This window comes from Kitasatospora sp. NPDC127067, from assembly GCF_042724755.1.
In the GTDB taxonomy this organism is placed as follows: domain Bacteria; phylum Actinomycetota; class Actinomycetes; order Streptomycetales; family Streptomycetaceae; genus Kitasatospora; species Kitasatospora lactacystinica.
The window spans coordinates 1-23,445 of sequence record NZ_JBHXEM010000048.1 but is presented as its reverse complement, the minus strand read 5'-3'; the positions used below and the strand labels follow the sequence as shown (position 1 = coordinate 23,445).

Here is a 23,445-nt window from a genome sequence, read left to right as displayed (position 1 = left end):
GGCGCGGTTCGCGTCCGGTCACACGGACCCGGCGGTCTCCTTGAGCTCCGCGTACGGCGCGAGCTTGCGGATCGACTCGATGCTCCTCAGGCAGTCGTCCTTGCTCTCCTGCGGGTCGCCGGTCACCACGATCGCCCCGTTGCTCGCCTTGAGCCGGAACCGGTGCATGCCGCCCTCGTCCACGTACAGCTCGAATTTGCCAGCCATGCCAGAAACAGCCTTCCGCTCGGTTGACCCCCTGGCACCGGAACCTAGGGTCAAATCCCTTGTGCGGCACGTCAGATGATCCATCCGAGTGCACCGGAACGGGAGTTGGCGCGGGTCGAACGGGCCGGGCGGGCGGGTCAGCCGAGCGGCTCGGCCCGGCCGGCGGCCAGCCCGGTGGCGGTGGCGGTCAGGATGCGGGCGAGCCGGGGTTCGACCTCGATGACGGCGTGCGCCAGCCGGGGGTCGGTGCGGTAGAGGGCGGCGACCTCGGCGCCCGGGTTCGCGATCTGCCACATGGCTCCGGCGAGGGAGACGGCGGTGGCGATCAGGTCGGTGACGTCCTGGTCGTCCAGTGCGGGCAGTTGTTCGCGGACGGCCGCGCCGATCGGTTCGCGGGCGGCCAGCGTGGCGAGCTTGAAGTCGCGCACCGCGTCGAGCGAGACGTTGCGTTCGAGGTTGAGCGGGGTGTGGGCGAGCAGGTCGCAGAACATCCCGCGGGCGGCGAGCGTGGTGGCGAAGGCCCGCGCCACGGCGGCCGGGCCCGGCTCCGCGCTCTCCCGCAGCCGCGCGGTCAGTGCGTCCGACCACTCCGCCCAGCCCTCGGCGGTGAGCCGCAGGAAGATCTCCTCGCGGGTCTCGAAGTACCGCAGCAGCGCCGACTTGTGCATTCCCACCGCGGCGGCGATGTCGGTCAGGGTGACGTCCCTGATGCCGTGCTCGTGGCCGAGCGAGCGGGCCGCGGCCAGGATCGCGGCCTCGCGCCGGCGTTTGGCCTCGGGTGAGCGTGCGCGCTGGAACTCCGATGCTGCATCCACCCGCCCATGGTAGGGCAACACCGTTGCCGTATTACCGCAACACCGTTGTGCTAATAACGCAACGGTGTTTTACTAGAAGCCATGGAGCAGAACACGGAACAGACCTGGTTCATCACCGGCAGCTCGCGCGGCTTCGGTCGCGCCCTCGTCCGCGCCGCACTCGAAGCCGGCGACCGGGTGGCCGCGACCGCCCGCCGCCCCGAGCAACTCGCGGACCTCGCGGAGGAGTTCGGCGACCGGATCCGCCCGATCGCGCTGGACGTCACCGACCCGGCGGCCGCCCGGGCCGCCCTCGCCGAGGCGCACGCCGCCTTCGGCCGGATCGACGTGCTGGTGAACAACGCCGGCTACGCCAACGTCTCGCCGATCGAGACCACCGAGGACGCCGACTTCCGCGCCCAGTTCGAGACCAACTTCTGGGGCGTCTACCACGTCACCAAGGCCGCGCTCCCGCTGCTGCGCGAGCAGAAGGGCGGTCTGGTCGTGCAGTTCTCCTCGATGGGCGGGCGGGTCGGCGGATCCCCGGGCATCGCCTCGTACCAGGCGGCGAAGTTCGCCATCGACGGGTTCAGCCGGGTGCTGCGCGCCGAGACCGCGCCGTTCGGCGTGCGGGTGCTGGTGGTGGAACCCAGCGGCTTCCGCACCGACTGGGCCGGCTCCTCGATGGTCGTCCACGACGTCCCGGAGGCCTACGACGAGACGGTCGGCGCCGTGAACAGGCGGCTGCGGCAGGGGGGCGACGGCGCCGCGGGCGACCCGGTCCGGGCCGCCGAGATCCTGGTCCGGGTGGCCAAGCGGCGCGACATCCCCCACCACCTGCCGCTCGGGGTCAACGCCGTCGAGGGCTCGATCGCCATGGACCGGCGGCTCCTGGAGGAGGACACCAAGTGGCGCGAGGTGGCCCGCTCGGCCGATTTCGCCGAGGCCTACCCGGTCGACTTCCCGGCCGACTCGGCCGACTCGACCGACTGATTGCGCCGCGCCCGGCGCCATCGCCGCGCCCGTGCGCGGCACTGCGGCCCGGCGCGGGGTGAGCGCCGGGCCGCAGGGGTTCTCCGGTCAGCAGTTGGCGAGGATGCCGGTGAGCGCGGTCTTCTCGGCGCTGTCCACGTCCAGGCCGTAGTACTGCTTCACCTGCACCCATGCGCGGGCGTAGGTGCAGCGGTAGGAGGCCTGGGGGAGCCACTCGGCCGGGTCGCGGTCGCCCTTGGAGCGGTTGCTGCTCGCGGAGACCAGCAGCAGCTGGGGGCGGGTGACGTCGTTGGCGAAGGCCTGGCGCTGCGCGGTGGTCCAGGCCCAGGCGCCGGAGGCCCAGGCCTCGGAGAGCGGTACCAGGTGGTCGACGTCGAAGGAGGAGGCGTTGGTGGTGGTCGCGCCGTCGTACGGCGAGGACCAGTTGCCGCTGGTCGCCTTGCAGGAGGTGTCGGTGGCGACGTTGCTGCCGTCCCGCTTGACGACCCACTCGCGGGTGTCGCAGGTGCCGCTGATGGTGATCCAGGTCGGGAACAGCGTGCGGTCGTAGGTGTCCCCGTGGGTCTCCGCGGTGGCGGGCATCGCGGCGAGGTAGCTGCGGGCGGTGGCCGCGGAGATCGGGGTCGGCAGGGCGGCCTGGGCGGGGGTGCCGGCCGTGAGCACGGTCGCGGCGGCGAGGGCGGCGGCAGCCGGTATGCAGGACAGGAACCGGCGCACGGGTGCGGTGGGGGCCATGGCGGACGCTCCATCATCAGATCGGAAGAACTGCTGAATTGCGTGCGCCAGTGTGGCGATCCGGTCACCTACGCGGGTAGACCCGGGAAGTGAAATCCTCGTGCACATCGGACGTGCACCGGACAAGTCCGGCGTACGTCACGGGGGTTCGGGGTGGTGTGTCCGGTTTTCCGGCTGCCGCCGGGGGATTCAGTCGCGGCGGCGGCCCGCCATCCAGACGTAGACCAGGATGCCCGCGAACAGGAACAGCACGCCCTGGTAGACGGCGGCGTAGCCGGCCCCGGCGAGCAGCCAGAGCGAGAAGGCGAAGGCGCCGAGGCCGAGGACGGCGTCGCGCACCAGCCGCCCGCGGTCGACCTTCTCGCCCGCCCCGCGCACCAGCCAGTACAGCTGGGCGGCGGTGGAGAGCAGGTACGGCACGGTGGCGGTGAAGGTGGTGACCAGCACCAGCATGTCGAAGGCGCCCTTCGCGCCGCTGGCGAAGTTGACCACGGTCAGCGCCGAGGCCAGCGCCACGCTGACCAGCACGCCGAAGGTCGGCACCCCGCGCCGCTCCTTGCCGAAGGCGGCCGGGAACAGGCCGTCCTTGGCGGCCGCGTACGGGGCCTGGGCGGAGAGCAGGGTCCAGCCGTTGAGGGCGCCGGTCATCGAGACCAGCGCGGCGACGGCGATCGCCGTGCCGCCCCAGCTGCCGCCGAACATGGCGTCCACGGCGTCCGAGAACGGCGCGGCGGAGTGGACGAGTTGCTGGTGCGCCACGGTGCCGAACACCGCGATGGTGCCGAGCAGGTAGACCACCGCCGCACCGGTGGTGCCGAGCACGCTGGCCCGGCCGACGTTGCGCTCCGGGTCGCGGACCTTGCCGGCGCTCATCGCGGCCGACTCCACACCCAGGTAGCTGAACAGCAGGATCGCCGCGGCGGCGGTCATGCCGCCCGCCCAGCCGTGGCCGGTGGCGTCGAAGGGCCCGAGGTTCTTCGGGTCGAAGAAGAACAGGCCGCCCACCGAGACCAGCAGCAGCGGAATGAACTTCAGCACGGTGGAGACGAGTTGGACGGCCCCGACGTAGCGGGTGCCGGCCAGGTTGGCCAGGGCCGGCAGCCACTGGAAGGCCAGCGCGGCGGTGATCTCCAGCGGGATGGAGTGGTGGAGCGGCAGCAGCACGTCCAGGTACCCGACGGCGGCCACGGCGAGCGCGGCGTTGCTGACCCAGGTGGTGATCCAGTACGACCACGCGGACAGGAAGCCGGCGAAGTCCCCGAAGGCCTCGCGGGCGTAGACGTACGGCCCGCCGGTGCGCGGGTTGCGCCGGGCGAGCTGCCCGAAGACCAGCGCCAGCGCGATCGCGCCCACGGTGAGCACTCCGAAGGCGGCCAGGCTGACCGTCCCGAACGGGGCCACGGCGGCGGGGATCATGAAGATGCCGCCGCCGATGATGTTGCCCATCACCAGGGCGGTGGCGGTCAGCAGCCCGAAACGGCGGCCGGTGGTCCGGGGCGCGGGGCCGTCCGGCGGGGAGCCGACCGGTCCCGGGGTCTCCGGGCCGCTCGGTCGGGTCGCCTGCCGGGGTGCGGCGGGACTGGTCTGCATGAGGGTGGTGCGCCTTTCGTGGTGCTGCTCCTGCTGGTGCTCGCGCTCGGTGGAGCGTCATGGAGCGACCGTTCATGCTCGGACCGGGCGGCACCTTGCACCAAATCGCCGGGATTTGTTCAGTTCGCCCGGTCCAGCACCGCAAGACTTGCGGTCGCGGGGCGGCCGGACGGGTACTCGTCCGGCCCCCTCCGTCCGGCCGTTCGACCGGGTTCACGCGGGTACGCCCGTATTCCTCGACGTACGCCCGGATTCGCCCGGCCGGGGGAGTTGCCTCACCCGAACGCCTCAGCCCGGTTGCGGCGCGCGCCCGAAGCCGCGCGTTCGTGTGCCAACGTTGGCGCGGCGCCCCCGGTGGGGCGCCGCCCGGCCCGTCGGGCGGCCGAACAGGCCGGTCGGGGGCGCGGGTTGAGGACCAGAGACGAACCAAAGGACATCAGATGTCGCTTCGTGGGAAGATCCGCAAGCTCGCCGTGATCGTCGCCGTGGCCGGTGCCGTGGTGGCGGTCCCGACCTCGGCCATGGCGGGGGGCTTCGCTCCGACGCAGTCGGAGGGACAGCACCTGGAGTCCGGCTCCGCGGGCGTCGGCCTGGTCGGCCCGCACGCCACCTGGTTCAACTACTCCGAGCACAGCGAGGGCGACTGCGGCTGCTGATCCCCGCCCCCCGAGCCCGGAGGCCGCCCGTCGGCCTCCGGGCTCACGGCCGTCCCGCGGCGGCCGGCTCCCGCAGGTCCGTCGGACGGGTTCCGGGGCCGCGGACCGCCGCCCGGTCCCGCAGTTCCTTCAGCACCGCGATGTCCATCGCGTGCCCGGTGCCGTCCCCGCCGTGCTTGCGGTCCGGGGTCTCCACCACCAGGGGCACCCCGGCCGTCTCCGGGTGCTCGAACAACTCGCGGAACGGCTCGGCGCCGATCATCCCGGCGCCGATGTTGGCGTGGCGGTCCTTGCGGGCGCCGACCACGTCCTCGGAGTCGTTGGCGTGGATCAGCCGCAGCCGGCCCGGACCGGCCGCGGCGGCCAGGGCGTCCAGCGCGGCCGTCACCCCGCCGGGCTCCGCCAGGTCGTGCCCGGCGGCGAAGGCGTGGCAGGTGTCCAGGCAGACTCCCACCTTCGGGTGATGGTCCAGCGCCGCCATGTACGCGGCCAGCTCCTCCAGCCGCGAGCAGAGCGAGCTGCCCTGGCCCGCCGTCGGCTCCAGCAGCAGCCAGGGCGCGTCGTCGCCCAGCCCGTCCAACTCCTCCAGCAGCGGCCGGACGTCCGTCCGGACCTGCGCCATCGCCTCGGCCCGGCGCGAGCCGCCGCCGGGCGCGGTGCCGACCGCCGAGCCGGTGTGCAGGACGACGCCGAGCGCGCCGATGGCGTGGCCGCGGCGCAGCGAGTGCCGCAGCGACTCGGCGGAGCGTTCGCGGGTGGCCGGGTTGTCCGAGCCGAAGTTGATCAGGTACGGCGCGTGCACCCAGGCCGGGACGCCCTGTTCGGCGCAGGCGGTGCGGAACTCCTCGTCCTGGGCCGGGTTGCCCGGGGGAGTGGCCCAGCCGCGCGGGTTGGCCACGAACACCTGCACCGTCTCCGCGCCGACCCGGGCCGCGTACGCCAGGCCGGTGCCGGCCAGTCCGCGCGCGGCCACCGGGACGTGGGCACCGATCGGGTTGCGGAGGGCGGCGACGGGCGGTACGTGCACGGTGGTCATGGCCCCGAGCATGCCACGCGCCCGGACCGGGGCGTCGGGCGGGCCGGGCCGGGCGGAGCGGAGCGGGGTGGCCGGGGCGGGGTGGCCCGGGAGGGTCGGCCGCGGTCCGGAGAAACGATGCACTGTGCTCGATCGAGTGAATCCGGGCCGGAACCCGGGGACCACCCCGACCGCCTCCGTCACGATCCGTGACCAGATGGACTTCGCGACTCCTTGAGGAGGCAGCCGTGAGCACCGCCGAACCGGTCGAGACCGTCGACCTGCGCGCCGACCACCTGATCCGCGACCCCTTCACCGCCTTCGCCGACCTGCGCGAGCGCGCCCCGCTCGCCCGCGCCACCATCCCCGGCGTGGAGCCCTTCTGGATCGCCGTCCGCTACCAGGACGTCCGCACCGTGCTGTCCGACCCGCGCTTCGTCAACGACGTGAACGCCGTCGACGGCCCCGTCGCCGACGAGCTCGCCACCGCCGCCGTCACCACGGACGCCACCACGGACGTCCTCGCCGCGGAAGCCGTCGGCGCCGTGGGCACCGTGGGCACCGCCACCGACCCGTCCCGCCCGGCGGACGAGCCCGCCGCGCCCGTCCCCGCGCACCGCACCGAGCAGGTCTGGCGCGCCCGCGGCATGCCGCCGGAGTGCGCGAAGTACCTGCGCGCCGGAGTCTTCGGCGCGGACGGCGCCCGGCACCGCCGGATGCGCGGGCTGGTGCACCCCGCCTTCACGGCCGGTGCGGTGGAGCGCCTGCGGCCCCGGATCGAGCGGCTCGCCGAGGAGTACGCCCGGGCGCTGCCCCGGCACGCCGGCCCGGACGGCGTGGTCGACCTGGTGGCGCACTTCGCCTACCCGCTGCCCGTCACGGTGATCTGCGAGCTGCTCGGGATCCCCGAGGCCGACCGCCCGCAGTGGCGTCGCTGGAGCTCCTACCTCGGCCGGGGCGCCGGGCCCGGCCTGGACGAGGCGCTGCGCGCCATGGTGACCGCCGCCCGCGACCTGGTCGAGCGCCGCCGGACCGAACCGGCCGAGGACCTGCTCTCCCGGCTGGCCGCCGCGGAGGGCGACACCCTCGCCCCGGTGGAGACCGTCTCGCTGATCCTCAACCTGATCGTGGCCGGGCACGAGACCACCGCCACCCTGATCGGCAACGGCACGGCCGCGCTGCTCGCCCACCCCGAACAGCTGGCACTGGTCCGGTCCGACCCGGGCCTGCTGCCCGCCGCCGTCGACGAGCTGATGCGCTGGTGCGGCCCGACCATCGGCGGGGTGCCGCGCTACGCGACGGAGGACCTCACCCTGGCCGGCACCCCGATCCGCAAGGGCGAGGCGGTGATGCCGATCCTCGCCGGGGCCAACCACGACCCGCGGGCCTACGCCGAGCCGGAGCGCCTGGACGTCCGCCGGGCGAGCGCGCCGGACCGCGCGGGGCACCACGAGGCGCACCTGGGCTTCGGCCACGGCACCCACCGATGCCTGGGCTCGGTGCTGGCGCACCAGGAGGCCGTCGTCGCCTTCGACACGCTGCTGCGGACGTACCCGCAGCTGGCTCTCGCGGTCGGCCCGGAGGCCGTCGAGCGCGGACCGAACCCGGCCGCCTGGCACCTCGCCGCGCTGCCCGTCCGCCTCGGGCCGCGGGCCCCGGCCGCGGGCTGACCCGGGCCGCCGAGCCCGCTGCCGAAGCGCCCGAAGCGCCCGCTGCCGAAGCGCCCGACGCGCCCGACCGCCCCCGTGGGCGGGCGCGTCGCCACGTCCGCCGCCGCCCACCCGTCGCACGGCACGCCCGACCCCCACCACCCCGCGCCACGCCGGGCCGTCCCACTTCCGGTCGACGCCCCGTCAGTCCCGCAGCCCAGCCCTGGTGGCGGGCCCATCCGGCCGCCCGTACCGTCGACACGGCCGCACCCACCGGCCGTCACCGCCCGCGCACAGCGCGTCAGCCCACACCGCCGGCCCGTGCGGGGGACCACGACACCCGCACGAACACCGCGCGCGCCGAAAGAAACAGGTCACCACTCATGTCCACGCGACGGGTCCACCACCTCGCCGCGGCCACCGCCGCCGCCACCGCCCTGACCACCGTCCTCGCCGCCCTGGCCGCCGCCCCCGCGGCCCGCGCCGACGGTGGCCTCCCGCTGCACCACGTCCGGCCAGGAGAATCGATTCAGCGGGCGGTCGACGCCGCCCGGCCCGGTGACACCGTCCAGCTGTTCCCCGGCACCTACCGGGGCAGCGTCCGCATCACCACCCCCGGCATCACCCTGCGCGGCGCCGGCCGGGACAGCGTGATCGTCCCGGGGGACGGCACCGAGAACGCCTGCGCCGCCGCCGGCCACGGCATCTGCGTGGTCGGCACCGAGGAGCACCCGCTGTCCGACGTCACCGTCCACGGCCTCGCCGTCACCGGCTTCCGCAAGAACGGCATCGACGCCAGCGGCACCACCGGTCTGACCGTCAGCGGCACCTACGTCCACGACAACGCCCAGCAGGGCATCAGCCAGGAGATGTCCACCCGGGCCGTCATCCGCGGCAACCGCTCGACCGACAACGGCCAGTCCGGCGTCTTCCTCGCCAACTACGCGTACCGCGAGGGCGGCTCGCCCGACACCGGCGGCACCGTCGTCGAGGGCAACGAGCTGACCGGCAACCGGGTGGGCGTCACCGTCCGCCGGTTGCGCGGGCTGGCCGTCCAGGACAACGGGATCAGCGGCAACTGCGCCGGCGTCTTCGTGGTCGGCGACGAGGGCGTGCCCCGCGCCGGGAACCTCGACGTCCGGCGCAACACCGTCGTCGGCAACAACAAGTTCTGCCCGGCCAACCCGCGCCTGGGCGCCATCCAGGGCGCCGGCATCGTGCTCACCGGCACCGAGGACACCCGGGTGACGGAGAACGAGGTCCGCGACAACACGGGCACCTCGGACTTCTCCGGCGGCATCGTCCTCTTCCGGAGCGTCGTCGGCGTCTCCAACGCCCGCGCCGTGATCACCGACAACGAACTGAGCGGCAACGGTCCGGCCGACCTCGCCGACCGCGACGCCGGCGCCGACAACACCTTCGCCCGCAACACCTGCGAGCGCTCCGAGCCGGCCGGCCGCTGCTGAGCCCCGGCGCCCCCTCACCCAGGCCGCCGGCCCGCGGCCGCCCGCCTCCCGCCGCCGGCCCGTCGCCGCCCGCCGCCCCAGGAACCCCCAAGGACCCGAGGAACCCGCCATGACCACCGCACCCGCCCATACCAGCCCCCAGGCCGCGATGCGCCTGCGCGAACTCGTCTTCGGCGCCGCCTGCGCCGCCGCCGTCCGCGCGGCCGCCCGGCTCGGTGTCGCCGACGTGCTCGGCGACACCCCGACCACCGTCACCGACCTCGCCGTCGCACTCGACACCGAGCCCCGCCAGCTGCGCCGCCTGCTGCGAGCGCTCGCCTGCTACGGCATCTTCGAGGCGAGCGGCGACGACCGCTTCGAGCACACCGAGATGTCCCGGCTGCTGCGCGAGGACGCCCCCAACTCGCTGCGCTACATCTCCCTCTGGTGCACCGAGCCCTGGACCTGGGAGGCCTGGCCGAGGCTGGACGAGGCCGTGCGCTCCGGCCGCAACGTCTTCCCCGAGCTGTTCGGCAAGGAGTTCTTCGACTACCTGCACAGCGACGCGGGCGACTCGGCGAAGGTCTTCGACAAGGCGATGACCACCTCCAGCCGGCAGTCCGCCGAGGACTTCGCCGAGTACCTGGACCTCACCGGCATCGACTCGGTGGCGGACATCGGCGGCGGCCAGGGCCATGTGCTGGCCAGCCTGCTGGAGAAGCACCCGGCGCTGCACGGCACCCTGCTGGACCTGCCCAAGGTGGTGGCCGGCGCCGACCCGCGGCTCCAGGACGGCGGCGCCTTCTCCGCCCGGGCCCGCCTGGTGCCGGGCGACTGCCGGATGGAGATCCCGGTCCGCGCCGACCTCTACATCATCAAGAACATCCTGGAGTGGGACGACGACAGCACCCGCCGCACCCTCGCCAACGTGGTCAAGGCGGCCAGCTCCGGCGCCCGCGTCGTGGTGGTGGAGAACCTGGTCGACAACAGCCCCTCGATGCGGTTCACCACCGCGATGGACCTGATGCTGATGCTCAACGTGGGCGGTGCCAAGCACTCCGAGGAGAGCATGGTCGGGCTGATGGCGGAGGCCGGACTGACCGTCACCGCGGTCCGCCCGGTCAACCCCTACCTGCACGCCTTCGAGGCCCTCGTGACCGGCTGAGCCGCCGCCGTACGCCGTAGGCCGTAGGCCCGTACGACGGTACGACCACCGGCACGCGCGACCGCCGGCCCCCGAGCGAAGGGGGGCCGGCGGTCGCGCGTGCCCGGGCCGAATCGGGCCGAAGCGGGGCGAATCGGGGCGGACCGGGGTGGGTCAGCCCGGGTGCGAGGACTCCAGGTGGGCGAAGACCACGACGTTGTCGAGGTAGTCCCGCCGCTTCTTGTCGTAGGTGCCGCCGCAGGTGATCAGCCGGAGCTGGGCGTCCGGGGTCCTGCCGTACACCTTGGCGTCGGGGAAGGCGTTCTTGGCGAAGGTCTCCACCGAGTCGACCGAGAACACCGCGACCGTCCCGTCCGCGCGGCTCACCTCGACCTTGTTGCCCGGCAGCAGGAAGCTCAGCAGCAGGAACACCGCCGGGCCCTTGGCGGTGTCCACGTGCCCGGCCAGGACCGCGCTGCCGCGCTCCCCCGGGGTGACGCCGTCCCGGTACCAGCCCACCAGGTTCTTGTCGTCCGGCGGTGGCGCGTCGAGCTGGCCGGCCGGGTTGACGGCCAGTTCGGTGAACGGCGCGTCCACGGCGATCTGCGGGATCCGCAGCCGGGTCGGCTTGGCGCGTTTGAGCGCCGGCGTCTGCGGCGCCGCGTCCGCGTCCGCGGCGCCCGCGGGTCCGGGGACGGTCGGCGCGGCGGCCGCCGGGGGAGCGGGCCGGCCGTCCTCCGTGCCGGAGTCCGCGCCGGTGTCCACCGAGTTGTAGATCAGCAGCAGCCCGACCGCTGCCGCGCCCATCCCCGCGCGCAGCAGCCGGGGTGTTCCAGAGGCGGGACCGCCCGTCATTCCTGTCCTCCGCTCGACCTGTTCCACGACGGCCCACCGCCCCCGGTGCGCCCGCCCCGCGCGGGGAGGCGCCCGGAGGCGGCGGAAGCAGGGTGCCCGGCGTTAGGCGTCAGGCGACCGCGCCGGTGGTACGGCGGCCGCGGCGCAGGGCGTACGCGCCCGCCCCGAGGCCGCCGAGCAGCAGCACCGCGCCGGAGGCGAGCCCGCTGCCGGACAGCGCGAGACCGCCGCCGCCGGTGTGCACGCCGCCGTGCGGGGTCTTGTGGTCCTCGTCCTTGGCTTCGGTGCCCTTGTGCTCGTCGCTGCCCTTGTGTTCGTCATTGCCCTTGTACTCGTCGGTGCCCTTGTGTTCGTCATTGCCCTTGTACTCGTCGGTGCCCTTGCGCTCGTCGGCGCCCTTGTGCTCCTCGGAGGCGGCACCGCCCTTCTTGTCGTCGGTGGCCTTGGAGTTGTCGGAGGTCTTCTCGGACTTGTCCTGCTTCTCCTGCCAGGTCAGGTTCTTGCCCTGGTCGGCGGCACCGTCGGCGAAGGCCATGGGGGTACCGACGGTGATCACGGCGGCGACGGCCGCCCCGGCGAGCAGTGTGCGTGCAGAACGCATGAGGATGATCCTTCCGGCGCGCAGGACCGCGGCTGCCGGCACGGTGCCGGGCAAGGGGACTCGCGGGGGTTGCGCCTGATCCACGGTCATCCACCGTGCGGCCGACTGCCACCGGAGTGTGGCAGCGCCGGTACGCAGCGTGCGCCCTTCGGGTGGAGTCCCGGGAGTGTTCACCCGTACGGCCGGGCGATCCGGGTGAATCCGGGACAGGCGGATCCGGGACGGGCCGATCCGATCCGGGGCGCTGCGGCCGGGCACGCGTGGGCCCGCCCCCGGCACACGGCCGGGGGCGGGCCCATCGGGGAGGCGCCGGGTCAGCGGTCCCAGCGGTAGAACTCCCGCGCCATCGCGTCCTTCGGCTCCCGCCAGGTGGCCGGGTCGTACGCCTGCACGTAGGCGGTCAGGCGGTCGCTGACGGTCCGGAAGTCCGGGTGCCCGACGACCTTGGCGACGGCCGGGCCCGGCGGGCGGTCGGCCTCGATCAGATGCAGGTAGACGTCGCCGAACTGGAAGAGGCTGCGGCCGGTGACGCCGATCAGGTGCGGCAGCTCGCCCTGGTCGGACTCGGCGAACACCTCGGCGATGTCCGGTGCGGCCTCGGGCTTCATCCGGGCGACGATCAGTGCCCGGTGGACGCCGGTCACAGCTCCGCCGCCCGCTTCTCGGCCTTCTCCCGGATCAGCTGCATCTGGATCTTCGAGTTCCGGTTGATGTGGCCGGTCATGCCGGCGTCGTCGACCGGGGCGGTCGGCTTCATCGCGAAGTCCTGGATCCAGCGCATCCTGGTGCCGGCCGGCACCTCGGCGTACTCCCAGCGGATCTCCATGAACTCGAACGGGCCGGGTTCGACCCGGCGGGCGCGCACCGAGAGCGCGTCCCGGTCGGTCTCCCGCTCGGAGACCCAGCTCCACACCTGGCCGTTCTCGTCGGGGTGCATGGTGAGCCGGAACCGGACGAGGCTGTCCTGCCGGTCCAGCACCTCCACCGAGGCGTACTCGCTGAACAGCTGCGGCCAGTTCTCCAGGTCGTTGGTCATCTCCCAGACCAGGTCGAGCGGAGCGGCGATGACGATCTCGTTGTCGGTGTGTCCGGGCATCTCAGGCACCAGCCTTCGTGGCGAGGGAGGAGTTGATCAGCTCCAGGAACTCGGCCGGGGTCTTGGCCGATTCGGCGCCCGAGGTGACCTTGAGGCCGTGCCGGTTCTCCAGCTCGCCGACCACGCCGAGCAGGCCGAGCGAGTCGACGCCGAAGGTGTCGAACTCCGCGCCCGGCCGCGCCAGGTCGCCCGGGTCGACGGCGACGCCCGCCCGGGCCTTGAGCAGCTCGGCGAGTTCCGGATAACTGAGGGTGTTGCTCACAGGGGTGTCCCTTCGAAGGTGTGGGTGGTTCAGGGCCGCACGTGCCGGACGACCAGCGCGGAGTTGGAGCCCATCAGCCCGCGGCTGAGCACCAGGGCGGTGTTCAGCTCGGCCGGGCGGGCGCGGCCGGTCACCAGGGCGAGGTCGTGGCAGACCTCGGTGACGTTGGGGGTGGGCGGCAGCACGCCGTCCTCCATGGCCAGCACGGCGGCGGTCACGTCGAGCAGCGGGGCGCCGCAATAGGCCCGCCCCGTACCGGTCTTGGGTGCGGTGACCGGGACGCGCTCGGCGACCGGGCCGAGGGCGTCGGCCAGCGCCAGGGCCTCCGCCCGGTCGGCGGCCGGCACCCCCAGGGCGTCCGCGAAGACCACGTCGATCTCCTCGGGCGCGATCCGGGCCTCGTCCAGCGCGATCCGGATGGCGGCCGCCAGCCCCTCCCGGGACTCCGCCCAGCGGGAGGCGCCGGTGAAGGTGGCGCCGTGCCCGGCCAGCACTGCCCGGACGCGGGCGCCGCGCAGGCGGGCCGCCTGTTCGTCCTCCAGCAGCAGCATCGCGCCGCCCTCGGCGGGGGCGAAGCCGCAGGCCTGCGCGGTGAACGGCAGGTACGCCAGCTCGGCCCGCTCGGCCAGGCTGAGTTCGGGGTAGCCGAGCTGGCAGACCATCGAGTACGGCGCCAGCGGGGCCTCGGCGGCGCCGGCCACCACCGCGTCGGTGCCGCGCTCGATCGCGCGGACGGCGTGTGCGAGGGCGTCCAGCCCGCCGGCCTCGTCGCTGGCGACCACTCCGCAGGGGCCCTTGTAGCCTCCGCGGATCGAGATCTGTCCGGTGCTGGCCGCGTAGAACCAGGCGATGGACTGGTAAGGGCCGACGAACTTCGGCCCCTGGCCCCAGAGTTGCTGGAGTTCGCGCTGGCCGAACTCGCCGCCGCCGGAGCCGGCCGCGGTCACCACGCCGATCGCGAAGGGCTGTTCCGGGTCGGGTCGGAACCCGGCGTCCGCCACCGCGAGGTCGGCGGCGGCCATCGCGTAGTGCGTGAAACGGTCGGTCTGCACCAGGAAGCGGTTGTCGATCGCCGACTGCGGATCGAACCCGTTCACCTGGCCCGCGATCCGGAGCGGAAGCCCGGTGCAGCCCTCGCGGGATATCCGGTCGAGGACGCTCACGCCCTGCCTGGTGGCCTTCCAGAAGGCGTCGGCCCCGACTCCGTTCGGTGCCACCACGCCGAGGCCGGTGACCACCGCCCGGCGGCCCTGCTGACGTGACGTCATGGAACTCACCCCGTTCTGTTGAGCACGACGGCGGACTGGAATCCGCCGAATCCGCTGCCGACCGAGAGGATGTGGCTCAGCGGCAGCTCGCGCGCGGTGCGCGGCACGTAGTCGAGGTCGCACTCCGGGTCCGGAGTCTCGTAGTTGGCGGTCGGCGGCACGACGCCGTGGGCGAGCGCCAGGGTGCAGGCGACGACCTCGATGGCGCCGATCGCGCCGAGCGAGTGCCCGACCATCGACTTGATCGAGCTCATCGGCGTCCTGAAGGCGTGCGCGCCCAGCGAGCGCTTGACCGCGGCGGTCTCGTGCCGGTCGTTCTGCTTGGTGCCAGAGCCGTGCGCGTTGACGTAGTCCACCTCGGTGCGGTCCACCCGGGCGTGGACGAGCGCGTGGTCGATCGCCCGGGACATCTCCAGCCCCTCCTTGGTGAGGCCGGTCATGTGGTAGGCGTTGCCGAAGGTGGCGAAGCCGCCGATCTCGCCGTAGATCCGGGCGCCGCGGCGGCGGGCGTGCTCCAGCTCCTCCAGTACCAGGACGGCGCCGCCCTCGCCGAGCACGAAGCCGTCCCGGCCGGCGTCGAAGGGACGGGAGGCGTGCTCCGGGTCGTCGTTGCGCTCGCTGGTGGCCTTGATGGCGTCGAAGCAGGCGACGGTGATCGGCGAGATCGGGGAGTCGGAGGCGCCGGCGATGCAGATGTCGGCGCGTCCCTCCTCGACCGCCTGGAAGCCGTAGCCGATCGCGTCCAGGCCGGAGGTGCAGCCGGTGGAGACGGTCTGCACCGGGCCGTGTGCGCCGGTCCGCTCGGCCACCGCGGAGGCCAGGGTGCTGGGCGCGAAGGCCCGGTGCAGCTGCGGCTCGGCCTGCCCGGGGTCCACGTCCCAGCGGGCTCCGGCCGCGCTCACCAGGGCGTAGTCGTGCTCCAACCGGGTGGTGCCGCCGACGGCGGTGCCGAGCGAGACGGCGATCCGCCACGGATCCTCGGCGGCCAGGTCCAGGCCGGCGTCGGCGAGCGCCTCGTCGGCCGCGACCATCGCGAACTGCACGTAGCGGTCGGCCCGTTGGACGTCCGCCGGGCCCAGTCCGTGGGCCGCCGGGTCGAAGTCGACCTCGGCGGCGATCCGGGAGCGGAACCCGGTGGGGTCGAAGAGCGTGATGCCCCGGGTCGCGGTGCGGCCGGCCGTCAGCAGGTCCCAGAACGCCGGGACGCCGACCCCGCCGGGGGCGACCACACCGATCCCGGTGACGGCGACGCGCCGGGTCACGAGCCCACCTTGGCGTGTTCCGGCGGTCCGGACGCCGCGGTCCCCTCGGTGCTCACGTGGCCGAGGTCGGGGCGCGGGGCGAGCGGGCCGAGGTGGAAGACCATCCGGGCCTCGGTGTCGCCGACGTTGCGGAAGCGGTGGCGCATGTTGATCGGGATCATCAGGCCGTGGTCCGGCTTGAGCGGATGGGGCTCGCCGTCCAGGTCCACCTCCAGGTCGCCGCAGACGACGAACACGAACTCCTCGGAGTACGGGTGGTAGTGCTCGCGGATCCGCTCGCCGGGCTTGACGATCGCCAGGCCCATGAAGCCGCTGGTCGCGCCGCAGCTGGTCGGGGTGAGCATGGTGCGCAGCTCGGCGCCGTGGCGGCGGTTCTCCGGCGCGTCGTGGACGCTGACGATCCGTGGGGACTGGGTGGTCATGGAGTTCTCCCGTGAAGTGACGGAGCGTCAGTTGTTGATCGGGTCGGCGGAACTGCGGTCGGTGACCGGGTTCATGGCGCGGGCGGCGAGGAAGGCGCCGAGCCCGGTGGCGGTGCGCAGGTCGCCCTGCGGTCCGAGGTCCAGCAGCCCGGCGAGCACGGCGGCCTGCCGGTCGTCGGCCACGCCGAGGGCGGCGGCCGGGTCGGCCTCGGCCGGCACCCGCAGGTCGACCAGGCGCACCACCACGTCCTCCCGGTGGAAGACGGTGGCGGCCGCGACCGGCCCGGTCGGGTCGGCGGTGGCCAGGTTGTCGTGCTCGGCCAGCAGCTCGGCCACGTCCTGTCCGCGGCCCGGACGGACCGGGTAGAGCACGGCGTGCCGGTGCAGCCGGGCGGAGGCGGGGGAGCTGGCGATCGCCTGGTGCCGGGCGGGCAGCGCGGCCCTGGCGAAGAACGCCCGGGCGGCCTGCGGGTCGCCCAGCTGCCGGGCCTCCTCCAGGTGCGGGTTCAGCGCCTCCTCGACGGCCCGCACCTCGGGCTGCATCGCCACGTGGCGCAGCGCGTCGCCGAGGTTGCCGATCACCTCGACGGCGCGGACCACCCGGTTGCCGAGCATGAACAGCGAGGTGCGGCGCAGCCGGGTGTGCTCGTCGACCTCGGCCCGGGGGGAGGCGTAGCCGGAGAGGATGCGGGCCACCTCGGGCTCGCTGCCGGGCTTGACGGTGAAGGTCAGCGCGTGGCGGACCACGCCGTCCGGGCCCGGCGGGGCCTTGGGCGGGCCGACGTGCCCGGCCGGGGTGGTGCGCGGCAGCCCGGGCGGCACCTCCATCGGTGCCCGGGTGCCGGTGGAGCCGGCGGCGGAGGTCTCGCGCAGCACGGCGTAGCGCAGCGAGCGGAAGTTGTCGCTGACGCAGCCGTGCATCGGCTTGACCATCTCCCGGTGGGCCGGGCTGTCCACCCACTCCAGGAAGGTCTCCTGGTCCTTCCATTCGCTGGTGATCAGCCACTGGCGCGGGTCGTTGATCGACTGGCACAGCTGGTCGCTGACGTGGCCGGCGACCGAGGCCACCTGGTGGCGCAGCTGCTCGTACACGTCGAGGAAGCGCTGCTGGGCGCCGTCCTGGATCTCCAGCATCAGCACCACTCGCAGCCGGGTGTCGGCCTCGTCCTGCTGCTTCGGCTGGGGTTCGGACAGAGTTGTCATGATCCACTTTCTGCTCTGGGCCGCACGCTGCGGGCCGTGTCGGCCGTGCCCGGCGGGTGCTCCCCGGCCTGGGAGGGCGGTGCGACGGCGGTTCGGCCGGGCGAGTCGGCGCCAGGCCTGAGGTCGATCGTGGGCGGCGCACCGGGCGCGGCGCGAGATTTGCGGGCCATCCGGGCGAAGGGGCGGCACGGGCCGCCTCCGGCGGGGGATGGAAGAGCGGGGCCCCGGCTGAGCGGGCCCGCCGAGGTCGGCGCCGAGCCCAGTGGCCGGGCCGCGGAATCCCCTGACAGGGCGGAGCAATCGATGAATCCGAAGGTTGACGACCGGGTGCCGGTCCTGATCGTGGGCGGCTCGCTGGTCGGGCTGTCGGCCTCACTCTTCCTCGGCAGGCTCGGGGTCCGGCACCTGCTGGTCGAGAAGCACGCCGACACCTCGCACCACCCGCGAGGGCGCGGCAACAACGTGCGGACCATGGAGCTGTTCCGGGTGGCCGGGATCGAGCCGGCGATCCGCGAGGCGGCCTCGATCCTGGCCCCCAACCACGGCATCCTCCAGGCGCCCTCGCTGACCGGCGCCGAGCAGGAGTGGCTGTTCCGGGAGATCGACCCGGGCGGCCGGCTGGCCCGCTTCAGCCCCAGCTCCTGGTGCCTGTGCAGCCAGAACGACCTGGAGCCGGTGCTGCGGCGGGCGGCCCGCGAGCTGGGCGGCGCCCTGCGGTTCGGCACCGAGCTGATCTCCTTCGAGCAGGACGCGGACGGCGTCACCTCGGTGCTGCGCAGCCGGGAGAGCGGCGAGGAGCGGGTGGTGCGCTCGGACTTCCTGATCGCCGCGGACGGCCCGCGCAGCCCGGTCCGGGAGAGCCTGGGCATTGGCCGGTCCGGCAAGGGCGAGCTGTTCCACAACGTCAGCATCACCTTCCGGGCCAAGCGGCTGGCCGAGGTGGTAGGCGACCGGCACTTCATCGCCTGCTACCTGACCAACCCGGAGGCGGACGGCGCGCTGCTGCCGGTGGACAACCAGGAGGAGTGGGTCTTCCACGCGCCCTGGCACCCCGAGCACGGCGAGCCGCTGGAGGCCTTCACCGACGAGCGCTGCGAGCGGCACATCCGCACCGCCGTCGGCCTGCCGGAGCTGGACGTCGAGGTCACCGGCCGGGCTCCCTGGCACGCCGCCGAGCGGGTGGCCGAGCGGTACGGCGCCGGGCGGGTCTTCCTCGCCGGGGACTCCGCCCACGAGATGTCCCCGACCGGGGCCTTCGGTTCCAACACCGGCATCCAGGACGCCCACAACCTGGCCTGGAAGGTCGCCGCGGTGCTGTGCGGCTGGGCCGGGCCGCGGCTGCTGGAGACGTACGGGCAGGAGCGCCTCCCGGTGGCCCGGGTGACCGGCGAGCGGGCCTCGGCCCGGTCCGCCGAGCACAGCCACCCGGGTTACGCGGTGGCGCCGGGCGTGGGCCGGCAGGCCGGGGTGCTGGCGGTGGCGCTCGGCTACCGCTACCCGGTGGGTGCGGTGATCGGCGCGGACCGGTCCGGGCCGGTGGTCCCCGAGCAGTTCGAGTCGGCGGGCGAACCGGGCAGCCGGGCCCCGCACCAGTGGCTGCGGCGCGCGGGCGTGAAGCTCTCCACGCTGGACCTGTACGAGCAGGCGATGGTGCTGCTCACCGGTCCCGAGGGCGGGGCCTGGCAGGCGGGCGGCAGGCGGGCGGCCGACCGGCTGGCCGTCCCGCTGGACGGCTTCCGGATCGGCGACGGCGCCGAGGACGACCTGGCGCCGGAGCCGGGGGCGGACTTCGCCGCGCTGCACGGCATCGGCCCGGGGGGAGCGGTGCTGGTCCGCCCGGACGGCTTCGTCGCCTGGCGCTCGCCCGGCCCGGCGCAGGACGCGGAGGCCGAGCTCGTCACGGCGCTGCGGACGGTGCTGAGCCTCTGAGGACGCGGAAGGGCCCGCCGGTCGCACGGCCGGCGGGCCCTTCCTGGCGGTCGTCGGCGGTCAGTGGCCGCCCTCGTCGACCACCTCGACGTCGGCGATCTCCTGCTCGATCGCCTCGGTCGGCAGCGCCACCCGGATCGCCCAGTAGTAGATGACCAGCGAGAACGCCGACACCAGGGCCATGTCGGCCCACATCGGGATGTTGCCGGTGCCGTCCCCGAAGCTGCCCTGCCAGGAGATCAGGCCGAGGCCCACCAGGTAGGGCGGCAGCCACTGGGCGGACTTCCAGCTCAGCCGGGGCGCGTTCGGCAGGCCCTTCTTGATCGCGTACGCGGCGTAGCTGCCGAGCAGGACGTAGCCGAGCACGATCGCGATGCCCAGGCGCGAGAGGGTGTGCCAGCCGGACCAGTAGATGATCAGGCTGGAGACCACGAACGCGGCCGGGGAGATCAGCTGGCCCGCCGGCAGCCGGTAGGGGCGCTCGTGCGCGGGCAGGCGGCGGCGCATCGCGCCGAAGGCCAGCGGGGCGCCGGCGTACATCAGCACGCTGGCGGACGTGATGAAGCCGACCAGCTCCTGCCAGCTCGGGAACGGCAGGAAGCAGATCACGCCGGTGACGAAGGCGATGACCAGGCCGAACCACGGCACGCCGTTCTTGTCGAGCTCCTCGAACCTCTGCGGGGCGTAGCCGTTGCGGCTCAGGCCGTAGGAGATGCGCGAGGTCGAGGTGGTGTAGATCAGGCCGCTGCCGCCGGGGGAGATCACGGCGTCCATGTAGAGCACCCACGCCAGCCAGCCGAGGCCGACCACGGTGGCGAGGCCCGCGAAGGGGCCGTCGATGCCGGGGAAGTCGAGCTTGTCCCAGCCGTTGGCGAAGGAGCTGACGGGCAGCGCGCCGATGAAGACGACCTGGAGCAGGGTGTAGATCAGGCTGCCGATGGCGACCGAGCCGAGCACGGCGCGGGGGATGTCGCGCTTGGGGTTGCGGCTCTCACCGGCGAGCTGGATGGCCTGCTCGAAGCCGAGCAGGGCGAAGATGATGCCGCTGGTGCTGATCGCCGCCAGCACGCCCTGGGCGCCGAACGGCGCGAAGCCGTGCGAGGTGAAGTTGGAGCCGTGGAAGTTGGTCGCGGCCAGCACGAAGATGGTGAGCAGCGGGACGAAGATCTTCAGCCAGGTGGCGATGTTGTTGGTGCGGGCCAGGACGCGCACCCCGAGGAAGTTCACCGCGACGAACACCGCCATGAGCACGGTGGAGACGGCGAAGCCGCTGGCGGTGAGGGTGTTGTTGTCGTTGAGCAGGCCGCCCGCCCAGGACCAGTGCCGGGCGTAGCCGATCATCGCCTCGACCTCGATCGGCGCGACGGTGGCCGCCTGCAGCCAGGAGAACCAGCCGAAGGACATGCCGGCCAGGCCGCCGAAGGCGTAGTGCGGGTACCGCGCGGTGCCGCCCGAGACCGGGAACATGCTGCCGAGCTCGGCGTGCACGAGCGCGAGCAGCACGATCGCGACCGTGCCGATGCCCCAGGACAGGACGGCGGCCGGTCCGGCCGCCATCACGCCCTCCTTCGCGCCGAACAGCCAGCCGGAGCCGATGATCGAGCCGACCGAGGCCCACATGAGGCCGATGAGCCCGACGTGGCGGCGCAGTGAGCGGTGGGGAGTCCCGGAGGAGGAGTCGGTGCCCTGGTCGGGCGGCGAGATCTGGTTGAGGGAAGCCATGAACGATCTCTCTGTGGGTGGGGGCTCCGGGGTGGGCGGAGCGATGAGAGTTGCCACACACTAGGACTTTTCAGGGCCCCCTGCACAGATTTCATTACTGAATGTTTACATTCTTTTCTGGACGTCCCTGCAGGTAGGGGGCGTCATTGTCCCCGATCTCTTACGTATTCGATCGACCCACTCGGAATTCGATCGGCGCCGAGTGGGGCGGCATGATAGACGGTCCTTTCGATGATGGGAATAGTGGTCTCCGTACAGCGGTGCGGTGCTAATCCACCAGATCGGACGGGTCGGTGTTGGCGCCGCAGAGCAGGACGGCGACCCGCTCGCCCTCGGCCAGGCCGACGGCGGCGAGCGCCGTGGCGGCCGCGTACTCGACGGCGATCCGGCGGTCCTCCCAGAGCTGCCGACGGGCGCGCACGATGGCCTCGTCGTCGACCAGCACCGAGCGGACGCCCGCGTGCGCGGCCGCGTCCACGGCGAGGACGGTGGCGCGGCGGGCCCCGAGCGCGTCCTGGGCGACGGAGTCCACCGGGACGTCCACCGGGCGGCCCGCCTCCAGCGCGGCGTTCAGTGCGCGGCTGCCCGACGGCTCCACGGCGAGCACCCGGACGCCGTGCTCACGGGCCGCCACCGCCACCCCGGCGAACAGCCCGCCGCCACCGACCGACAGCACCACGGTGTCCAGCCCGGGCACCCCGGCGCGCATCTCCGCCAGCACCGTCCCGGCGCCGGCGGCGATCAGCGGGTGGTCGTACGCGTGCGAGGACAGCGCCCCGCTGCCGGCCGCGAACTCCTCGCAGGCGCTCAGCGCATCCGCGTACTCCCGGCCCGCCAACCGCACCTCGGCGCCGTACGAGCGCAGCCGCGCCAGCTTCACCGGGGAGGCCGTCTCGGGCAGGAACACCGTTGCCCGGACGCCGAGTTCACGGGCCGCCCAGGCGCAGGCCAGTCCGGCGTTGCCGCCCGAGGCGATGGTCACCCCGCTGTCCGGGAGGGTGCCCGCCTCGGCGTGCGCGAGCAGGAAGTTCTGCGCGCCGCGGGCCTTGAAGCTGCCGGTGTGCTGGAGGAACTCCAGGGCCAGCCAGGTCCGCCCGCCGTCGTCCCCCGGCGCCACCGCCACCGGGCGCACCCGCCCGGCGATCCGCTTCCCGGCGGCCTCGACCTCGTCGTACGTCAGCTGGTCCATCGTGTACCGCTCCTTCGTCGAGTGGGACGTTCCACCGGGAGCCCCCGGCCCGGTCGACCGTACGTCCCGTTCGTGGGCGAGGAAAAGATCGCGAACACCGCGGCCGGGCGGCGTAGGGTGGCCCCGTGCGTCTTGTGATCCTCCCCCCGCCGGCCCGCTAGCGGGCGGCCCACTCCACCCACTCCGGCCCGACGGGACCTGCCCGCGGCCGGGGCGATGACTGCCGCCCGCGTACCCCGCGGACCCGAACCGGCACCTCATCGTGGAGTACCGACGCATGACCCCCTCGTACACCGCCGTGCCCTTCCGGCACGGCCTCCTGTCCATTTCCGCCGCCGCCGTCGCCTGGGGCGTGGGCGGCGCCGTGTCCGCGCTGCTGATGCGCACCGGCGGGCTCGGCCCGGTGGGCGTCTCCTGCTGGCGCTTCGGCGTCGCCGCGCTCTGCCTGGCCCTGCTGCCGAGCCGCGGGCCCCGCGCCGACCGGGGCGCCGCCCGGTGGCGCGCCGCGGCGCTGACCGGGCTCGGCCTCGCGGTCAGCCAGTGCGCCTACTTCGGCTCGGTGCGCTGGGCGGGCCTCGGGCTGGGCACCCTGATCACCATCGGCGCCGGGCCGGTGTTCACCAGCCTCGGCGCCCACCTGCTGCTCGGCGAGCGGCTGACCCGTCGGGCGGCGGCCGCGGTGGCGTTGGCCCTGGCCGGCCTCGCCCTCCTGGTGGCCGCCCCGGCGGCGGGCCCGCGCCCGGCCCTCGGCGTCGCGCTGGCCGTCCTCGCGGGCGCCGGCCAGAGCGGCCTCACCCTCTGGGCCCGCAGCGGCGGCTCGGCCCGGGCCGGCACCGGAGCCTTCACCACCGGCCTGCTCTGCCTGCTCCCGCTCGCGGCCGTCCAGGGCCTCCACGGCCTCCTGCCGACCGGTGGCGACCCGGTGGTGACCGTGCCCGCGCTGCTCTTCCTCGGCACGGTGCCCACCCTGTTCGCCTACCGCTGGTACTTCACCGGCCTGACCACCGTGCCCAGCACCACGGCCGCGGTGCTGGTCCTGCTGGAGCCCGCGACCGCGGCGGTGATCGGCGTGCTGTTCCTCGGCGAGCCGCTGACGGCGGGCCTGCTGGCGGGCTCCGCGCTGCTGCTCGCGGCCATCGCCGTGCTGGCGCGGGAGTAGCCGGGGCGGGAGTGGCCGGGGCGGGCGGCCACCCGGGCGGGCGCTCTGTGGTCGCCGGGGGCCCGGCGGCGTGCTGTCGTGGTCCGCATGAACAGCTCACTCCCGGCCCGGGTGGCCGCCGCGACCGCCTCCGTCCTCCTGCTCACCACCGCCGCCGGGGCCGTGGTGGCCCGCGGCCGGTCGGGGGGGGGGTCCCGTTGCGGGGGGGTGGCGCCGGGCGCGGTGGGGGGGGGGGGGGGGGGCGGCGGG

The 23,445-nt window shown here is 74.0% G+C and carries 23 protein-coding genes; 7 read left to right on the top strand and 16 right to left on the bottom strand.

Annotated elements, in window-relative coordinates; genetic code table 11:
• Positions 1-18 precede the first annotated feature (18 nt).
• Positions 19-207: a DUF1508 domain-containing protein gene (locus ACFWJ4_RS20350; RefSeq protein WP_359898239.1), complete on the bottom strand. Its 189-nt coding sequence runs from the start codon at positions 205-207 to the stop codon at positions 19-21.
• Positions 208-344: 137 nt separating this feature from the next.
• Positions 345-1,022 carry a TetR family transcriptional regulator gene (locus ACFWJ4_RS20345; RefSeq protein WP_380545744.1) on the bottom strand — a complete coding sequence of 226 codons (678 nt, stop codon included), beginning with the start codon at positions 1,020-1,022 and terminating at the stop codon, positions 345-347.
• Positions 1,023-1,103: 81 nt separating this feature from the next.
• Here ACFWJ4_RS20345 and ACFWJ4_RS20340 point away from each other — a divergent pair, with 81 nt between their 5' ends.
• Complete coding sequence (locus ACFWJ4_RS20340; protein ID WP_380545742.1) at positions 1,104-1,994, top strand: SDR family NAD(P)-dependent oxidoreductase; 891 nt, start codon at positions 1,104-1,106, stop codon at positions 1,992-1,994.
• A gap of 87 nt (positions 1,995-2,081) precedes the next feature.
• Here ACFWJ4_RS20340 and ACFWJ4_RS20335 read toward each other — a convergent pair whose 3' ends face one another.
• Both ACFWJ4_RS20335 and ACFWJ4_RS20330 read right to left on the bottom strand, forming a co-directional pair.
• A complete protein-coding gene (locus ACFWJ4_RS20335) occupies positions 2,082-2,729 on the bottom strand; it encodes an HNH endonuclease family protein (protein WP_380545740.1) in 648 nt (215 codons plus the stop codon).
• A 189-nt stretch (positions 2,730-2,918) separates the two neighbouring features.
• A complete protein-coding gene (locus ACFWJ4_RS20330) occupies positions 2,919-4,319 on the bottom strand; it encodes an amino acid permease (RefSeq protein WP_380352499.1) in 1,401 nt (466 codons plus the stop codon).
• Between the two features lie 440 nt (positions 4,320-4,759).
• Between ACFWJ4_RS20330 and ACFWJ4_RS20325 the strand changes: the two genes are divergently transcribed.
• Positions 4,760-4,975, top strand: a complete 216-nt coding sequence (locus ACFWJ4_RS20325; RefSeq protein ID WP_380545738.1) for a hypothetical protein — start codon at positions 4,760-4,762, stop codon at positions 4,973-4,975.
• Between the two features lie 43 nt (positions 4,976-5,018).
• Here the strand turns inward: ACFWJ4_RS20325 and ACFWJ4_RS20320 are convergent, their stop codons facing one another.
• The gene (locus tag ACFWJ4_RS20320; RefSeq protein WP_380545737.1) at positions 5,019-6,011 is read right to left on the bottom strand and encodes a deoxyribonuclease IV; all 993 of its coding nucleotides are present in this window, start codon (positions 6,009-6,011) and stop codon (positions 5,019-5,021) included.
• A 227-nt stretch (positions 6,012-6,238) separates the two neighbouring features.
• Between ACFWJ4_RS20320 and ACFWJ4_RS20315 the strand changes: the two genes are divergently transcribed.
• From ACFWJ4_RS20315 to ACFWJ4_RS20305, 3 genes are all read left to right on the top strand, one after another.
• Positions 6,239-7,660, top strand: a complete 1,422-nt coding sequence (locus ACFWJ4_RS20315; RefSeq protein WP_380545735.1) for a cytochrome P450 — start codon at positions 6,239-6,241, stop codon at positions 7,658-7,660.
• Positions 7,661-8,022: 362 nt separating this feature from the next.
• On the top strand, positions 8,023-9,105 hold the full coding sequence (locus ACFWJ4_RS20310) for a nitrous oxide reductase family maturation protein NosD (RefSeq protein ID WP_380352505.1): 1,083 nt from the start codon (positions 8,023-8,025) through the stop codon (positions 9,103-9,105).
• 109 nt (positions 9,106-9,214) lie between these two features.
• A complete protein-coding gene (locus tag ACFWJ4_RS20305) occupies positions 9,215-10,249 on the top strand; it encodes a methyltransferase (RefSeq protein WP_380545733.1) in 1,035 nt (344 codons plus the stop codon).
• A gap of 153 nt (positions 10,250-10,402) precedes the next feature.
• Here the strand turns inward: ACFWJ4_RS20305 and ACFWJ4_RS20300 are convergent, their stop codons facing one another.
• The 9 genes from ACFWJ4_RS20300 to ACFWJ4_RS20260 all read right to left on the bottom strand — a co-directional run bounded on the left by ACFWJ4_RS20300 (position 10,403) and on the right by ACFWJ4_RS20260 (position 17,197).
• Entirely contained in the window at positions 10,403-11,083 is a 681-nt protein-coding gene (locus tag ACFWJ4_RS20300) for a class F sortase (protein ID WP_380545731.1), read from the bottom strand.
• A 109-nt stretch (positions 11,084-11,192) separates the two neighbouring features.
• Positions 11,193-11,684 carry a hypothetical protein gene (locus tag ACFWJ4_RS20295; protein WP_380545729.1) on the bottom strand — a complete coding sequence of 164 codons (492 nt, stop codon included), beginning with the start codon at positions 11,682-11,684 and terminating at the stop codon, positions 11,193-11,195.
• A gap of 314 nt (positions 11,685-11,998) precedes the next feature.
• Complete coding sequence (locus tag ACFWJ4_RS20290; protein WP_359912339.1) at positions 11,999-12,328, bottom strand: TcmI family type II polyketide cyclase; 330 nt, start codon at positions 12,326-12,328, stop codon at positions 11,999-12,001.
• Positions 12,325-12,780 carry an SRPBCC family protein gene (locus tag ACFWJ4_RS20285; protein ID WP_380545727.1) on the bottom strand — a complete coding sequence of 152 codons (456 nt, stop codon included), beginning with the start codon at positions 12,778-12,780 and terminating at the stop codon, positions 12,325-12,327. Before ACFWJ4_RS20285 ends, ACFWJ4_RS20290 begins: the two co-directional genes overlap by 4 nt.
• Before the next feature lies 1 nt (position 12,781).
• Positions 12,782-13,042 (bottom strand): acyl carrier protein, encoded by a 261-nt coding sequence (locus ACFWJ4_RS20280; RefSeq protein WP_359912333.1) that lies wholly within the window; start codon positions 13,040-13,042, stop codon positions 12,782-12,784.
• 29 nt (positions 13,043-13,071) lie between these two features.
• Positions 13,072-14,310, bottom strand: coding sequence for a beta-ketoacyl synthase N-terminal-like domain-containing protein (locus ACFWJ4_RS20275; protein ID WP_380545725.1), 1,239 nt, complete (start codon positions 14,308-14,310; stop codon positions 13,072-13,074).
• A 5-nt stretch (positions 14,311-14,315) separates the two neighbouring features.
• A complete protein-coding gene (locus tag ACFWJ4_RS20270) occupies positions 14,316-15,572 on the bottom strand; it encodes a beta-ketoacyl-[acyl-carrier-protein] synthase family protein (RefSeq protein WP_380545723.1) in 1,257 nt (418 codons plus the stop codon).
• Positions 15,569-15,994, bottom strand: coding sequence for a cupin domain-containing protein (locus ACFWJ4_RS20265; protein ID WP_359912324.1), 426 nt, complete (start codon positions 15,992-15,994; stop codon positions 15,569-15,571). Before ACFWJ4_RS20265 ends, ACFWJ4_RS20270 begins: the two co-directional genes overlap by 4 nt.
• A 27-nt stretch (positions 15,995-16,021) precedes the next feature.
• The gene (locus ACFWJ4_RS20260) at positions 16,022-17,197 is read right to left on the bottom strand and encodes a SchA/CurD-like domain-containing protein (RefSeq protein WP_380545722.1); all 1,176 of its coding nucleotides are present in this window, start codon (positions 17,195-17,197) and stop codon (positions 16,022-16,024) included.
• 303 nt (positions 17,198-17,500) lie between these two features.
• Here ACFWJ4_RS20260 and ACFWJ4_RS20255 point away from each other — a divergent pair, with 303 nt between their 5' ends.
• Positions 17,501-19,126 carry an FAD-dependent oxidoreductase gene (locus tag ACFWJ4_RS20255; protein ID WP_380545720.1) on the top strand — a complete coding sequence of 542 codons (1,626 nt, stop codon included), beginning with the start codon at positions 17,501-17,503 and terminating at the stop codon, positions 19,124-19,126.
• Positions 19,127-19,186: 60 nt separating this feature from the next.
• Here ACFWJ4_RS20255 and ACFWJ4_RS20250 read toward each other — a convergent pair whose 3' ends face one another.
• Both ACFWJ4_RS20250 and ACFWJ4_RS20245 read right to left on the bottom strand, forming a co-directional pair.
• Positions 19,187-20,848: an APC family permease gene (locus ACFWJ4_RS20250; protein ID WP_380545718.1), complete on the bottom strand. Its 1,662-nt coding sequence runs from the start codon at positions 20,846-20,848 to the stop codon at positions 19,187-19,189.
• A 268-nt stretch (positions 20,849-21,116) separates the two neighbouring features.
• Positions 21,117-22,037: a threonine/serine dehydratase gene (locus ACFWJ4_RS20245; RefSeq protein WP_380545716.1), complete on the bottom strand. Its 921-nt coding sequence runs from the start codon at positions 22,035-22,037 to the stop codon at positions 21,117-21,119.
• Between the two features lie 277 nt (positions 22,038-22,314).
• On the opposite strand from ACFWJ4_RS20245, the gene ACFWJ4_RS20240 reads away from it, so the two are divergent.
• Entirely contained in the window at positions 22,315-23,196 is an 882-nt protein-coding gene (locus tag ACFWJ4_RS20240) for a DMT family transporter (protein ID WP_380545715.1), read from the top strand.
• Positions 23,197-23,445 lie beyond the last annotated feature (249 nt).